General features: G+C 62.1%; 24 protein-coding genes and 3 tRNA genes. 1 reads left to right on the forward strand and 26 read right to left on the reverse strand.

Going from position 1 to position 13954, the window contains the following annotated elements; genetic code table 11:
• Positions 1–10 precede the first annotated feature (10 nt).
• The 26 genes from secY to F792_RS0102370 all read right to left on the reverse strand — a co-directional run bounded on the left by secY (position 11) and on the right by F792_RS0102370 (position 12014).
• Positions 11–1357, reverse strand: a complete 1347-nt coding sequence (gene secY / locus F792_RS0102245; protein WP_018146441.1) for a preprotein translocase subunit SecY — start codon at positions 1355–1357, stop codon at positions 11–13.
• A 3-nt stretch (positions 1358–1360) separates the two neighbouring features.
• The gene (rplO, locus tag F792_RS0102250) at positions 1361–1792 is read right to left on the reverse strand and encodes a 50S ribosomal protein L15 (protein WP_018146442.1); all 432 of its coding nucleotides are present in this window, start codon (positions 1790–1792) and stop codon (positions 1361–1363) included.
• Between the two features lie 2 nt (positions 1793–1794).
• Entirely contained in the window at positions 1795–1974 is a 180-nt protein-coding gene (rpmD, locus tag F792_RS0102255) for a 50S ribosomal protein L30 (RefSeq protein WP_018168205.1), read from the reverse strand.
• Positions 1975–1977: 3 nt separating this feature from the next.
• Positions 1978–2484: a 30S ribosomal protein S5 gene (rpsE, locus tag F792_RS0102260; RefSeq protein WP_018146444.1), complete on the reverse strand. Its 507-nt coding sequence runs from the start codon at positions 2482–2484 to the stop codon at positions 1978–1980.
• Positions 2485–2510: 26 nt separating this feature from the next.
• Positions 2511–2864, reverse strand: coding sequence for a 50S ribosomal protein L18 (gene rplR, locus F792_RS0102265; protein WP_018168206.1), 354 nt, complete (start codon positions 2862–2864; stop codon positions 2511–2513).
• Positions 2865–2874: 10 nt separating this feature from the next.
• Positions 2875–3405 (reverse strand): 50S ribosomal protein L6, encoded by a 531-nt coding sequence (gene rplF, locus F792_RS0102270; protein WP_018168207.1) that lies wholly within the window; start codon positions 3403–3405, stop codon positions 2875–2877.
• Positions 3406–3415: 10 nt separating this feature from the next.
• The gene (gene rpsH / locus F792_RS0102275) at positions 3416–3808 is read right to left on the reverse strand and encodes a 30S ribosomal protein S8 (protein WP_018146447.1); all 393 of its coding nucleotides are present in this window, start codon (positions 3806–3808) and stop codon (positions 3416–3418) included.
• A 14-nt stretch (positions 3809–3822) separates the two neighbouring features.
• Positions 3823–4128: a 30S ribosomal protein S14 gene (gene rpsN / locus F792_RS0102280; protein ID WP_019563614.1), complete on the reverse strand. Its 306-nt coding sequence runs from the start codon at positions 4126–4128 to the stop codon at positions 3823–3825.
• Between the two features lie 15 nt (positions 4129–4143).
• Positions 4144–4683, reverse strand: a complete 540-nt coding sequence (gene rplE / locus F792_RS0102285; protein WP_018146449.1) for a 50S ribosomal protein L5 — start codon at positions 4681–4683, stop codon at positions 4144–4146.
• 18 nt (positions 4684–4701) lie between these two features.
• The gene (gene rplX, locus F792_RS0102290; protein WP_018146450.1) at positions 4702–5016 is read right to left on the reverse strand and encodes a 50S ribosomal protein L24; all 315 of its coding nucleotides are present in this window, start codon (positions 5014–5016) and stop codon (positions 4702–4704) included.
• Between the two features lie 7 nt (positions 5017–5023).
• Positions 5024–5392, reverse strand: a complete 369-nt coding sequence (rplN, locus tag F792_RS0102295; protein WP_018146451.1) for a 50S ribosomal protein L14 — start codon at positions 5390–5392, stop codon at positions 5024–5026.
• Between the two features lie 22 nt (positions 5393–5414).
• Positions 5415–5681, reverse strand: coding sequence for a 30S ribosomal protein S17 (gene rpsQ / locus F792_RS0102300; protein ID WP_018146452.1), 267 nt, complete (start codon positions 5679–5681; stop codon positions 5415–5417).
• 4 nt (positions 5682–5685) lie between these two features.
• Positions 5686–5880, reverse strand: a complete 195-nt coding sequence (gene rpmC, locus F792_RS0102305) for a 50S ribosomal protein L29 (protein WP_018168209.1) — start codon at positions 5878–5880, stop codon at positions 5686–5688.
• Positions 5880–6293: a 50S ribosomal protein L16 gene (rplP, locus tag F792_RS0102310; RefSeq protein ID WP_017941078.1), complete on the reverse strand. Its 414-nt coding sequence runs from the start codon at positions 6291–6293 to the stop codon at positions 5880–5882. Before rplP ends, rpmC begins: the two co-directional genes overlap by 1 nt.
• A gap of 10 nt (positions 6294–6303) precedes the next feature.
• Positions 6304–6984 carry a 30S ribosomal protein S3 gene (gene rpsC / locus F792_RS0102315; RefSeq protein ID WP_018146454.1) on the reverse strand — a complete coding sequence of 227 codons (681 nt, stop codon included), beginning with the start codon at positions 6982–6984 and terminating at the stop codon, positions 6304–6306.
• A gap of 2 nt (positions 6985–6986) precedes the next feature.
• Positions 6987–7328 (reverse strand): 50S ribosomal protein L22, encoded by a 342-nt coding sequence (gene rplV / locus F792_RS0102320; RefSeq protein ID WP_018146455.1) that lies wholly within the window; start codon positions 7326–7328, stop codon positions 6987–6989.
• A gap of 9 nt (positions 7329–7337) precedes the next feature.
• Positions 7338–7610, reverse strand: coding sequence for a 30S ribosomal protein S19 (gene rpsS, locus F792_RS0102325; protein WP_018146456.1), 273 nt, complete (start codon positions 7608–7610; stop codon positions 7338–7340).
• A 12-nt stretch (positions 7611–7622) separates the two neighbouring features.
• Positions 7623–8444, reverse strand: coding sequence for a 50S ribosomal protein L2 (gene rplB, locus F792_RS0102330; RefSeq protein WP_018168210.1), 822 nt, complete (start codon positions 8442–8444; stop codon positions 7623–7625).
• 2 nt (positions 8445–8446) lie between these two features.
• Positions 8447–8743 carry a 50S ribosomal protein L23 gene (gene rplW, locus F792_RS0102335; protein WP_018146458.1) on the reverse strand — a complete coding sequence of 99 codons (297 nt, stop codon included), beginning with the start codon at positions 8741–8743 and terminating at the stop codon, positions 8447–8449.
• Complete coding sequence (gene rplD, locus F792_RS0102340) at positions 8740–9345, reverse strand: 50S ribosomal protein L4 (RefSeq protein ID WP_018168211.1); 606 nt, start codon at positions 9343–9345, stop codon at positions 8740–8742. Before rplD ends, rplW begins: the two co-directional genes overlap by 4 nt.
• 4 nt (positions 9346–9349) lie before the next feature.
• Positions 9350–9994, reverse strand: a complete 645-nt coding sequence (gene rplC, locus F792_RS0102345) for a 50S ribosomal protein L3 (RefSeq protein ID WP_018146460.1) — start codon at positions 9992–9994, stop codon at positions 9350–9352.
• Between the two features lie 110 nt (positions 9995–10104).
• Positions 10105–10416: a 30S ribosomal protein S10 gene (gene rpsJ / locus F792_RS0102350; protein WP_017941070.1), complete on the reverse strand. Its 312-nt coding sequence runs from the start codon at positions 10414–10416 to the stop codon at positions 10105–10107.
• A gap of 5 nt (positions 10417–10421) precedes the next feature.
• Positions 10422–11612 (reverse strand): elongation factor Tu, encoded by a 1191-nt coding sequence (tuf, locus tag F792_RS0102355; protein ID WP_018168213.1) that lies wholly within the window; start codon positions 11610–11612, stop codon positions 10422–10424.
• A gap of 66 nt (positions 11613–11678) precedes the next feature.
• A tRNA-Thr gene (locus F792_RS0102360) sits at positions 11679–11754 on the reverse strand.
• A gap of 44 nt (positions 11755–11798) precedes the next feature.
• Positions 11799–11872 (reverse strand) — tRNA-Gly (locus F792_RS0102365).
• A 57-nt stretch (positions 11873–11929) separates the two neighbouring features.
• Positions 11930–12014, reverse strand: a tRNA-Tyr gene (locus tag F792_RS0102370).
• Positions 12015–12232: 218 nt separating this feature from the next.
• Here F792_RS0102370 and pilB point away from each other — a divergent pair.
• Positions 12233–13951, forward strand: a complete 1719-nt coding sequence (pilB, locus tag F792_RS0102375) for a type IV-A pilus assembly ATPase PilB (RefSeq protein WP_018168214.1) — start codon at positions 12233–12235, stop codon at positions 13949–13951.
• Positions 13952–13954 lie beyond the last annotated feature (3 nt).

Raw genomic sequence — 13954 nt, forward strand, 5'->3', positions numbered from 1 at the left:
TTCTCCTGGTCTAGCGGATCCCGGTCCCGCCGAAACCCTTCAGATTCGCTTTCTTCATCAAGCCTTCGTACTGGTGGGACACCAGATGCGACTGCAACTGCGCCATGAAATCCATCACCACGATCACGATGATCAGAAGCGAGGTCCCGCCAAAGTAGAAGGGCACGTTCCAATACAGGATCAGAAACTCCGGCAGCAGGCACACTGCGGTGATGTACACCGCCCCCACCGCCGTCAGTCGAGTCATGACCCCGTCAATGAATCTTTCGGTCTGGACACCTGGCCGGATCCCCGGAATGAAGGCGCCCTGCTTCTTCAGATTTTCCGCCGTATCGCGTGAGTTGAACACCAGCGCGGTATAGAAGAAGCAGAAGAAAATAATCGCGGCCGCATAGAACATCACGTACAGCGGCTGTCCCGGCGCCAGCGTCGTCGAGATCTCGCGCAGCCAGTCCATCCCTTCAGCCTGGCCGAACCATTGCCCCAACGTCGACGGGAACAGAATGATACTCGATGCGAAGATCGGCGGGATCACCCCGGCCATGTTCAGCTTCAGCGGCAGGTGCGAGGACTGGCCACCGACCATCTTCCTTCCCACCTGGCGCTTGGCGTAATTGATCGTCACCCGGCGTTGTCCGCGCTCGACGAACACCACGAAGGCGGTCACCGCCAGGGCCAAGACGATCAGAATCACCACGAATGCTGCCGCCAGTTCTCCGGTGCGGGCCAACTCCAGGGTTCCGCCAATCGCGCCCGGAAGCCCTGCGACGATACCGGCGAAGATGATGATCGAGATCCCGTTGCCAATGCCGCGTTCCGTAATCTGCTCACCCAGCCACATCAGGAACAGCGTCCCCGTCACCAGCGAGACCACCACGGTGAAGATAAAGATCGGGCCCGGGTTCAGGGCCATCGGCATCCCCTGGATGGTCTGACCATTCAAGGCAATCCCGATCCCGATACTCTGGAACAGCGCGAGCGCCACGGTCCCGTAGCGCGTGTACTGCGTAATCTTGCGACGTCCCTGTTCGCCCTCTTTCTTCAACTGCTGGAGCGCCGGAACGGTCGCGGCCAGAAGCTGCATGATGATGGCGGCCGAGATGTACGGCATCACCCCCAGGGCGAAGATCGACAGGCGCTCCAGCGCCCCCCCGGAAAACATGTTGAACATGTCCAGGATGGTCCCGCTTTGCTGTTCGAAGAACTGCGAGACGGCCACCGGGTTGATACCGGGCACCGGAATGAATGTACCGATCCGGTACACCACCAGGGCACCCAGAACGAACAGCAGGCGTTGGCGTAACTCGGTAAAACCGGTGAGCCCGCCACCGGAACGTGCTGTCGCTCCACGTGCCATTATTTAGGCCTCAACGCTCCCGCCAGCGGCTTCGATCGCCGCCCGCGCGCCCTTGGTGACGCCCACGCCCTTCACGGCACAGGCCTTCGAGACTTCACCGGAGGCGAAGATCTTGGCGCTCTGCGCATCGCTGCGCACGACGCCCGCAGCCTTCAGGGTGTCCAGGGTCACGTCGCCGTCGACCTTGGCCAGTTCGCTGAGACGCACTTCGGCCGAATACTGTTGCTTGCGCGAGCGGAAGCCCACCTTGGGCAGGCGACGCTGCAGCGGCATCTGGCCGCCTTCGAACCCGACCTTCGTGTAACCACCCGAGCGAGACTTCTGGCCCTTGTGGCCGCGGCCGCCGGTCTTGCCCAGACCGGAGCCAATCCCCCGACCGACGCGCTTGGCCGGCTTGCGGGCACCGTCGGGGCTGGAAATGTTATTCAGTCGCATGATTAGACTTCCTCTACCTTCAGCAGGTACGAGACCTTCTTGACCATGCCCATGTTCTCGGGCGTGGCCTCGATGATCGCGCTGCTGTGGGTCTTGCGCAGCCCGAGTCCACGCACGCACGCCTTGTGCGTGGCGATACGGCCGGCGGTGCTGCGTACCAGTGTCAGTTTCAGCTTGCTCATGGCTTAGCTCTTCACTTCGTCGACGGACTTGCCGCGCTTGGCCGCAACCCGTTCCGGCGAGTTCACCATGGTGAGCCCGTCGATGGTCGCCTGCACGACGTTGATGGGGTTGCGCGAACCGACACACTTTGCCAGCACGTTACGCACGCCCGCTACTTCGAGCACTGCGCGCATCGCGCCCCCGGCGATGATCCCGGTACCCTCAGAAGCCGGCTGCATGTAGACGTTGGCCGCGCCATGATGACCGTTCACCGCATAGTGCAGCGTGCCTTCGTTCAGCGACACATTGCGCATTTCCATGCGCGCCTGCTGCATTGCCTTCTGAATGGCCGCCGGCACTTCGCGCGCCTTCGCGTACCCGTATCCAACTCGTCCCTCGCCATCACCGACGACGGTCAGTGCGGCAAACCGGAACTGCCGGCCGCCCTTGACCACCTTCGCAACGCGGTTGACGCCAATCAGCTTTTCCTGGAGGCCGTCCTGCGCTTCGCTTACATCGTTACGTGCCATTTCTCTCTCCGCTCGATCGCGTTTGACTAGAACTGCAGGCCGCTTTCACGGGCGGCGTCGGCAAGTGCCTTCACCCGTCCGTGATAACGAAAACCCGCGCGGTCAAACGCGACCTGTTCGATCCCTGCTTTGCGCGCACGCTCCGCGATGGCCTGGCCCACGCGGGCGGCGGCCTCGGCGTTGCCGGTGGAACCCCCGGCATTCTTCAGATCCTTCTCCACGGTCGACGCCGCGGCAAGCACCGCGTCGCCCGAGGGGGCAATGATCTGCGCGTACATGTGGCGCGGCGTCCGGTGGATACAGAGACGATGCACCCCCAGCTCACGGATCTTGAACCGTGCGCGCCGCGCCCTCTTAAGTCTGGCCTCTTTCTTGTCCACTGGTGCCTACCTACTTCTTCTTGGCTTCTTTGCGCACGATGCGCTCGTCTTTGTACTTCACGCCCTTGCCCTTGTAGGGCTCCGGCGGGCGGAAGGCGCGAATATTCGCTGCCACCTGGCCCACCTTCTGGCGATCCGTTCCCTTGACCACGACCTCGGTCGGGGTCGGTGTCTCCACCGTCACGCCTTCCGGAATGTCGAAGTCGATCGGATGCGAGTACCCGAGCGTCAGGTTCAGCTTCGCGCCCTGCATTTGGGCGCGATAGCCGACGCCGACCAACTCCAGCGCCCGGACGAACCCTTCGCTCACCCCGTGGACATGATTGCCCAGGAGTGCCCGAATAGTACCCGCCAACGCGACATTCTTCGCGTTCTCCGTGGCCTTCACTCGAACCACCCCGTCCTCGACGGTAACGATCACGGCCTCGGGGCAGGTGAGCTGTAGCTCGCCCTTCGGACCCTTGATCTTGATCTCGCTTTCCGACTGCTCGACGGAGACGCCGTTCGGCAGCTTGATCGGCAGATTTGCAATGCGCGACATGGCTGATTCCTCAGTAAATCTTGCAGAGGACTTCGCCGCCCTGGCCTGCGGCCCGGGCAGCGCGGTCACTCATGACACCCTGTGGCGTGGAGACCACGGCAACCCCGAGACCGGCGTTAATTCGCGGCAGCTCGTCCTTGCCGCGATAAATCCGCAGGCCCGGACGCGAGATGCGCTCGACGGTCTCGATGACCGGCCGTCCCTCGAAGTACTTCAGCTTCACCACCAGTTTCTTCTGGGCAACTTCACCCTCGACCTGGATGTCGCCTACGAAACCCTCATCGGCGAAGACCTTAAGGATACGCTCCTTGGCCTTGCTGAAAGGAATGGCCACCTGCTCCTTGTTCGCACGCTGGGCGTTGCGAACACGGGTGAGCATGTCGGAAATCGGATCGGTCATCATCGGTTCAAATCTCCTTACCAGCTCGCCTTGCGCAGGCCCGGAATCTCGCCCTTCATGGCGTGTTCGCGCAGCTTGTTGCGCCCCAGGCCAAACCGGCGGTAGTACCCTTTCGGCCGACCAGTGACGCCGCACCGGTTCGTCTGCCGGACGCGCGCGGAATCACGCGGCAGCTTTTGCAGCGCATGCATGGCTGCCAGGCGTTCTTCGGACGACTTGGTCTCGTCGACCAGGATCGCCTTCAGTTCGGCCCGCTTGGCCGCGTACTTGTTGACCAGTCGCTCGCGCTTTTTCTCGCGTTCGAGCATCGATGTCTTTGCCATGTGCGCCTACCTCGGTTACTGCCGGAACGGGAATCGGAAGGCCTCCAAAAGGGCCTTGGCTTCCGCGTCCGTTCTTGCACTGGTGGTAATCGTGATGTCCATGCCGCGCAATTTGTCGACACGGTCGTAATCGATCTCCGGGAAGATGATCTGTTCTTTGATGCCCATGCTGTAGTTGCCACGGCCATCGAAGGCTTTCGCGGAAAACCCGCGGAAGTCCCGCACGCGCGGCAGCGCTACGCTGATCAGGCGATCCAGGAACTCGTACATCTGCCGCCGGCGCAAGGTGACCTTGCAGCCGATCGGATAGTCATCGCGGATCTTGAACCCGGCGATCGACTTGCGCGCCTTGGTCACGACCGGCTTCTGCCCGGCAATGGCCGTCATGTCGCTGACCGCGTGCTCGATCACCTTCTTGTCCGCGACGGCATCACCCAGACCCATATTCAGGGTCACCTTGGTGACACGCGGGATTTCCATCACGTTGGCATAGCTGAACTGCTCGCGCAGGGCCTGCTTCACCGTGGATTCGTATTCTTCTCTCAAGCGTTCCATAAAACCGTCCGTCCCGCGTTATGCGTCCACGACTTCGCCGTTCGAGCGGAAGACCCGCACCTTACGGCCGTCTTCCAGGGTCTTGAACGACACGCGATCACCCTTGTCGGTTGCTGGGTTGAAGACCATCACGTTGGACACATCGATCGGCATTTCCTTCTCGATGATCCCACCGCCGACGCCCTGTTGCGGGTTCGGCTTCTGATGCTTCTTCACCATGTTGATGTTCTGAACCAGAACCTTGCCATCGAGGACCTTGATAATGGTGCCCCGGCGACCCTTGTCCTTGCCAGAAATCACGACGACATCGTCGCCTTTGCGAATCTTGTTCATCACGTCCTCACAGCACTTCCGGGGCGAGGGAGATAATCTTCATGTACTTCTCCCCTCGCAGTTCACGCGTCACCGGCCCGAAGATACGGGTGCCGATCGGCTGATGCTGGTTGTTCAGCAGGACCGCGGCGTTGCGGTCGAAGCGGATCAGCGATCCATCCGCACGGCGCACGCCCGCGGCCGTGCGCACCACGACGGCGTCATAGACATCGCCCTTCTTCACCTTGCCACGCGGGATCGCATCCTTGACGCTCACCTTGATGACGTCGCCCACCCGGGCGTACCGGCGGTGCGACCCGCCCAGCACCTTGATGCACTGGATGCGTCGGGCACCGCTGTTATCGGCGGCCTCGAGCACGGTCTGCATTTGAATCATGACTTATCTCCTGGCAGCCGATTCAGAGAGCGTCCTGCCCGACCACTTCGATCAGGGCATGATGCTTCTGCTTGGAAATCGGCCGGCATTCACGGATACGAACCCGATCGCCCATGCGCGATACATTTTCTTCGTCATGGACGTGCAGTTTCGTGCTGCGACGAATGAACTTCCCGTACAGCGGATGACGGACGCGACGCTCGACAAGAACCGTGCGGGTCTTGTCCGTCTTGTCGCTAATCACGCGCCCGACGACGGAACGCTGAGTCCTGGAACCTTCTTCGGTCATTGTCTTAACCTGCCCTTCTACGTTCATTCATCAGCGTCTTGATCTGCGCGATCTCGCGCCGCACCTTGCCGACACGATCCGGGCGCGCAAGCTGCCCGACCGACTTCTGCATGCGGAGGCCGAACTGTTCCTTGTAGAGCGCTTCCAGCTCCTGGTCCAGATCGCCGTCCGACTTCTTTCTGAGCTCTTCTGCTTTCATCACATCACCTGCCGACGGGTAAACACCGTCTTGACCGGGAGCTTGGCGGCGGCCAGACGCATTGCCTCACGCGCAACGTCTTCATGCACACCTTCCATCTCGTAGAGCACGCGGCCGGGCTGAATCTTGCAGACCCAGTACTCGACACCGCCCTTGCCCTTGCCCATGCGCACTTCAAGCGGCTTCTTGGTGACCGGGACGTCCGGGAACACCCGGATCCAGATCTTCCCGCCACGCTTGATGTGACGCACCATCGCACGCCGCGCCGCCTCGATCTGGCGCGCGGTAATGCGACCGCGTTCCACGGCCTGAAGGCCGTACTCGCCGAAGCTGACCTTGGCGCCGGTGGAGGCCATGCCCCGGTTCCGGCCCTTGAACTGCTTGCGGAATTTGGTTCTTTTTGGCTGCAACATGGTCTATGTCCTAGCTCGCGTTGGCCGCAGCGCGCGTCCCTTCGACCGGTTCCAGGCCGAAAACTTCGCCCTTGAAGATCCACACCTTGACGCCGATGATCCCGTAGGTCGTACGCGCCTCGGCGAAACCGTAATCGATGTCCGCACGCAGGGTGTGCAGCGGTACGCGGCCTTCGCGGTACCACTCGGAACGCGCGATCTCGGCGCCATTGAGGCGACCGGCCACGTGCACCTTGATGCCCTGAGCACCCAGGCGCATCGCGTTACCCACGGCGCGCTTCATCGCACGACGGAACATGATGCGGCGTTCAAGCTGCTGGGCGATGCCTTCCGCGACCAGCTGGGCTTCGATCTCGGGCTTGCGCACCTCTTCGATATTGATCTTGACGTTGCCCTGCTCCAGGCCCGTCTCGGCTGCCACTTCGCGGCGCAGCTTCTCGATGTCCTCGCCCTTCTTGCCAATCACAATCCCCGGACGTGCCGTGTGAATCGTGATGTGCGCGGCCTTGGCGGGACGCTCGATGGTAATTCGGCTGACCGACGCGTGGGCAAGTTTCTTCTGCAGAAACGTGCGCAGCTTGATGTCGTTGTTCAGCGTTTCACCAAACTCGCGACCGTCCGCGTACCAGGTCGCCGACCACGGGCGAGAAATGCCCAGCCGGATGCCGGTTGGATGTACTTTCTGACCCATGGTTAGTTCGCTCCCTTCTCGCTCACGCCCACTACAATGTGGCTAGTGCGCTTCATGATGCGGTTGCCGCGACCCTTGGCTCGCGCCTGCATGCGCTTGAGAACCGGGCCTTCGTCGATCTGGATGCGCGAGATGCGCAGCTCGTCGATGTCTGCACCGTCATTGTTCTCCGCATTGGCAATCGCGGACTCCAGCACCTTTTTTACAATCGCTGCCGGCTTTTTGGGGCTGAAAGTCAACTCGTTCAGAGCCTCTTCCACCCGCATACCACGAACCTGGTCGGCGACCAGCCGCGTCTTCTGCGGCGAGATGCGCGCGTAGCGCAGTTTTGCAATCGTCTCCATCGTTCGTCCTCAGCGCGACTTCTTGTTGGCGATGTGACCCTTGAAGGTCCGCGTCAACGCAAACTCGCCCAGCTTGTGGCCGACCATGTTTTCGTTGACCAGCACCGGAATATGCTGACGCCCGTTGTGTACCGCGAGGGTGAGACCCACCATCTGCGGGATGATCATCGAGCGGCGCGACCAGGTCTTGATCGGACGCCGATCGTTCTTCTCGAGCGCCTCATCCACCTTCTTGCGAAGGTGATGATCGACGAACGGGCCTTTCTTCAGTGAACGCGGCATGCTGGCACTCCGTTACTTCTTGCGCCGACGCACGATCATGCCGTCGGTACGTTTGTTGTTGCGGGTCTTGTAACCCTTGGTCGGGCGGCCCCACGGGGTCACCGGGTGACGCCCGAAGTTGCGACCTTCACCACCACCATGCGGGTGGTCGACCGGGTTCATCGCGGTGCCACGCACGGTTGGGCGGACACCCATCCAGCGTTTGGCACCGGCCTTCCCGAATTTCTTGAGGCTGTGCTCGCTGTGACCGACTTCGCCGATCGTGGCCCGGCACTCGGACTGGATGCGGCGCATCTCACCGGAGCGCAGGCGAATCGTCGCGTGCGCGCCTTCACGTGCCACGACCTGGGCCGAGGCACCGGCGGACCGCGCAATCTGCGCTCCCTTCCCCGGCTTCATCTCGATGCAGTGAATCACCGTGCCCACCGGAATAGAGCGCAGCGGCATCGCGTTACCCACGCGAATCGGGGCCTGCGAGCCGCTAGTCACGGCATCACCCTGCTTCAGCCCGCGGGGCGCAATAATGTACCGGCGTTCGCCGTCAGAGTACAGTACTAACGCCAAATGAGCGCTGCGGTTCGGATCATACTCCAGCCGCTCGACCTTGCCGGGCACGCCGTCCTTGTTCCGCTTGAAGTCAACGATGCGGTAGCGCTGCTTGTGGCCACCACCGACGTGCCGCGTGGTAATGCGGCCAGCGTTGTTGCGGCCGCCCGAGCGAGTCTGCTTTTCGAGCAGCGCCGCGTGCGGCGCCCCCTTGTGCAGACCCTCGCCGCGGATCTTCACCGCGTGACGGCGCCCGGCAGAGGTCGGATTGGTCTTGATAATCGCCATGACTAGACCTGTTCTCCTTCACCCATGTCGATGCTCTCGCCTTCCGCGAGGGCCACATAGGCCTTTTTCCAGTGGTTGCGACGCCCGAACATGCGACCGAAGCGCTTGTTCTTGCCCTGCTGGTTCAATGTGCGCACGTGCTCCACCCGAACCTCGAACAGCTTCTCGATCGCGGCCTTGATCTCGGCCTTGTCCGCATCCGGCAGCACACGGAACACGTATTGCCCCACTTCGCCGGCGTTGGTCGACTTCTCCGACACCACCGGACCCTGAATAATCTGCATCAGACGCGAATTCATGCCAGCCACTCCTCAAGCTTGCGGATGGCGCCTTCCGTAATCACGACCGTATCGGCCCCGACCAGGTTGGCGGGATTGACACCGCTCACATCGATCACATCCACGTGCGGGACGTTGCTCAACGCACGTTCGGTCATCGCGTCATCCTCGGCCAGCACCACCAGCCCCCGCTCCAGGCCGAGCTCACCGAGCTTGGCAATGCCGTCACGGGTCTTGCCCGACTCGACGGCGAATGCAGCGACCACTTTCAGGCGATCCTGCCGCAGCAGTTCGGAGAGGATGGACGCCATAGCGGCGCGGTACATCTTCTTGTTCAGCTTCTGCGAGAAATCCTGAGTGCGCGCAGCGAACACCTTGCCGCCACCCGTCCACAGCGGGCTGCGAATCGTACCAGCGCGAGCGCGCCCAGTCCCTTTCTGGCGGAACGGCTTGATGCCGCCGCCACTGACCTGGGCCCGGGTCTTCTGGGCACGGGTCCCGCTGCGGGCGCCGGCCAGCTGAGCGACGACGCTCTGATGCACCAGCGGTTCATTGAAATCCCGCTCAAAGCAGGTGGCGGACAGCTCCACGCTGGCCCCGGTATCGGCAGTCGTAACTTGCATTGTTTTAACCCTTCGCCTTCACGGCCGGACGAATCATCACGTCGGTACTCGGCGCGCCCGGCACGGCACCCTGAACCAGGACCAGGCTGCGATCAGCGTCGACGCGCACCACCTTGAGGTTCTGGATGGTTTTGCGCTCGGCGCCCATGTGCCCGGCCATCTTCTTGCCCTTGAACACACGGCCCGGGCTCTGGTTCTGACCAATGGAACCCGGAGCGCGATGCGCCAGCGAGTTGCCATGGGTCGCATCCTGGGTGCGGAAGTTGTGACGCTTCACGGCACCCTGGAAACCCTTACCCTTGCTCTGAGCGGTCACATCCACGATCTGCCCCTCCTCGAACCGGTCGACGGTGATTGCATCACCGGCAGCCAGGCCTTCGAGGTCGGTCTCGTCGACGCGAAACTCCCACAGACCGCGCCCGGGCTCCACCGACGCCGCGGCGTAGTGCCCGGCCTCCGGCTTGCTTACCCGGGACGGCTTGCGCGAGCCCGCCGTCACCTGGACCGCGTTGTAGCCGTCGCCTTCGGTGCGCTTGATCTGGACCACGCGATTGTTGTCCACCTGTAGCACCGTAACCGGCACAGAGACGCCATCGTCCGTAAAGACGCGCGACATGCCGAGCTTGCGACCGATGAGTCCAAGAGCCATTACAAAACCCCTTCCGTATCAGACGGCGCTAACAAGCGCCCTAAAGCCGTGGCCCGGCGAAAATTCCGCCGGGCCACGGAAAGCCCAATAGTATGGCAGAAAATTTAACGTTAGTTAAGCCTGATCTGAACATTTACGCCTGCAGCCAGATCCAGCTTCATCAGGGCATCCACGGTCTTGTCGGTCGGATCGAGGATATCCATCAGTCGCTTGTGCGTGCGCAGCTCGTACTGGTCCCGCGCGTCCTTGTTGACGTGCGGCGAAACCAGGACGGTATACGCCTCGCTCTTGGTCGGCAGGGGGATCGGGCCCTTGACTCGGGCACCGGTCCGCTTCGCAGTCTCGACGATCTCGGCCGCGGAACGGTCGATCAGTCGATGATCAAAGGCCTTCAGACGAATTCGAATGCGCTGGTTAGCCATCTGGTTCACTCAATAATCTTGGAGACGACGCCGGCGCCCACAGTGCGGCCGCCTTCGCGGATCGCAAAGCGCAGACCGTCTTCCATCGCGATCGGATTGATCAGGGACACCGTCATCTTCACGTTGTCACCCGGCATCACCATCTCGGTGCCTTCCGGAAGCTCCACCGAGCCCGTCACGTCCGTCGTGCGGAAGTAGAACTGCGGACGGTACCCGTTGAAGAACGGCGTGTGACGACCGCCCTCTTCCTTGCCCAGGATGTACACCTCGGCTTCGAAGTGCGTGTGCGGGGTAATCGAACCCGGCTTGCACAGCACCTGACCACGCTGGACGTCGTCACGCTTGGTGCCACGCAGCAGAATGCCGACGTTGTCGCCCGCTTCGCCCTGATCCAGCAGCTTGCGGAACATCTCGACACCGGTGACGGTAGTCTTCTGCGTGTCGCGAATACCGACGATCTCGATCTCTTCGCCCACCTTCACCACGCCGCGCTCGATACGACCGGTCACCACGGTGCCGCGACCGGAGATCGAGAACACATCTTCCACCGGCATCAGGTACGCGCCGTCCACGGCACGCTCCGGCTCCGGAATCCAGGTGTCCATCGCCTCGACCAGCTTGTAGATCGCCGGGGCGCCTACTTCGCTCTCGTCACCTTCCAGCGCCTTCAGCGCGGAACCGGTGATGACCGGGGTGTCGTCACCCGGGAAATCGTACGAGGACAGCAGGTCGCGTACTTCCATCTCGACCAGCTCCAGCAGCTCCGGATCATCGACCATGTCGGCCTTGTTCAGGAACACCACGATGTACGGAACACCGACCTGACGCGCCAGCAGGATGTGCTCGCGGGTCTGCGGCATCGGGCCATCGGCCGCCGAAACCACCAGGATCGCGCCATCCATCTGCGCCGCACCCGTGATCATGTTCTTCACGTAGTCCGCGTGACCGGGGCAATCGACGTGCGCATAGTGACGAAGGTCGGATTCGTACTCGACGTGCGCGGTCGCAATCGTAATACCGCGCGCCTTCTCTTCCGGCGCGTTGTCGATCTGGTCAAACGCACGGGCTTCACTACCGTACTTCTTGCCCAGCACCGCCGTCATCGCCGCCGTCAGCGTCGTTTTCCCATGGTCCACATGACCAATCGTACCCACATTCACATGCGGCTTCTTACGCTCGAACTTTTCCTTGGACATCTCTCGCTTCCCCGGATCGTGACGCTAAAACTCAACAGCGACGCAGGTTGTACGCTGACATTAATATGGAGCTCATGACCGGATTCGAACCGGTGACCTCTTCCTTACCAAGGAAGTGCTCTACCGACTGAGCTACATGAGCCGAACTACCGCCAGGGCCTCGCCCGACATCGTGCGGGCCAAATCTGGAGCGGGTGATGGGGATCGAACCCACATCATCAGCTTGGAAGGCTGAGGTTCTACCATTGAACTACACCCGCAGAACCCTGGCTTGCCGCACCACCGTCCGCTTCTGGCCGCTGGCTTGAAAAACCCGATGGTGGAGGGAGGAGGATTCGAACCTCCGAAGGCTGAGCCAGCAGATTTACAGTCTGCCCCCGTTGACCGCTTGGGTATCCCTCCTCGATCAAGCCGCGTATTCTGAACCAGCGCGAAGCACAGCGTCAAGCACCCGCCGAATTACCCCTCAAGGGGGGCGAACTACAGCCTTGTCATTTGCAGGGTTGATTCCTATGATCGGAGCTCAGCAAGGGGCTCTCGCTGCCTGGCAGCGCGTTTCCCTTCCGCCGCGGACGCACGTAGAGTGTGGCCCATCACTAGGTTTGTATACGCAGAGGCCCATGGCGAATACCACTACGGCACCGCGGCTACCCGGGCTGGCGAAACGCCTGGTCGAAGCCGGCCTGATCGCGGAGGACATCGCCTCCCAGCTGGTCGAGGAAGCCCAGTCCCAGCAGACGCCGCTGATGACCCTGCTTGCCAGCAAGGGCCAGGTGGCGGAAGCCCGCCTGGTCGAGGCCGCCGCCGAGGAGTTCGGGCTCCCGGTATTCGACCTGGGGAGCTTCGATGCGGAACTGCTGCCCAAGGATCACCTCAACGAGAAGCTGATCCAGAAGCACCATGCCCTGCCACTGATGGCACGCGGCAATCGCCTCTACATCGGCGTGTCCGACCCGACCAACCTCGGTGCCACCGACGAGTTCAAGTTCGCCACCGGCATGCCCGTCGAGGCCGTCCTGGTCGAGCCACACAAGCTCGACCGCCTGATCGACACGGCACTGAGTGCCGCCTCGTCGCTGATGGACGACCTTGGCGACGACGGCCTCGACGGGCTGGCCATCGAATCCGGCGGGGAGGATGACAAGGATTCCTCCGACACCGCCGAGGGCGCGGATGACGCCCCGGTGGTGCGTTTCGTCAACAAGGTCCTGATGGACGCCATCAATCGCAAGGCGTCGGATATCCACCTCGAGCCCTTCGAGAAGGACTTCCGCGTGCGCTTCCGCATTGACGGGGTGCTGCACGAGGTCGCCCACCCACCCAATTCCCTGGCGCCGCGCATCACTGCGCGCGTCAAGGTGATGTCGCGCATGGACATCGCCGAACGCCGCGTGCCGCAGGACGGGCGCATCAAGCTGAAGCTGTCGCGTACACGCGCGATCGATTTTCGTGTCTCGTCCCTGCCGACGCTTTACGGCGAGAAGATCGTGATGCGCATCCTCGATCCCAGCAGCGCGGCGATGGGCATCGATCAGCTGGGGTACGAGGAACATCAGAAGGAAGCCTACCTCAAGGCGCTCAGCCGCCCGTACGGCATGATCCTGGTCACCGGCCCCACCGGGTCGGGGAAGACCGTATCGCTGTACACCGGGCTCGGCATCCTGAACACCGCCGACCGCAACATCTCCACTGCGGAAGACCCGTCGGAAATCAACATGCCCGGGGTCAACCAGGTCAACATCAACCCGAAGGTGGGTCTGACCTTTGCCAGCGCGCTGCGCGCGTTCCTGCGCCAGGACCCGGACGTGATCATGGTCGGGGAAATCCGCGACCTGGAAACCGCCGAGATCTCCATCAAGGCGGCCCAGACCGGTCACCTTGTGCTTTCCACGCTGCATACCAACGACGCTCCGCAGACGCTCACCCGTCTGGCCAACATGGGCGTGCCACCGTACAACATCGCCTCCTCGATCCTGCTGATCATTGCCCAGCGGCTGGCGCGGCGGTTGTGCCCGAACTGCAAGGAACCGGAAAAGCTCCCGGAAGAGGCGCTGCGCAAGGAAGGCTTTACCGACGCCGACATCCAGACCGGTGTGGTCTCCTATCGCGCGGTGGGCTGCGACCAATGCACCAACGGCTACAAGGGCCGGCTGGGGATCTACCAGGTCATGCCCATCAGCGACGACATGCAGCGCGGCATCCTGGAGGGCTACAACTCCATGCAGCTCGCGGAACAAGCGGAAAAGGAAGGCATCGAGGACCTGCGACGTGCCGGCCTCGTGAAAGTAATGGCGGGGCTGACCAGCCTCGAGGAAGTCAATCGCGTGACCAAGGACTAGTGC

The organism is Thioalkalivibrio sp. ALMg9 (assembly GCF_000380625.1).
In the GTDB taxonomy this organism is placed as follows: domain Bacteria; phylum Pseudomonadota; class Gammaproteobacteria; order Ectothiorhodospirales; family Ectothiorhodospiraceae; genus Thioalkalivibrio; species Thioalkalivibrio versutus.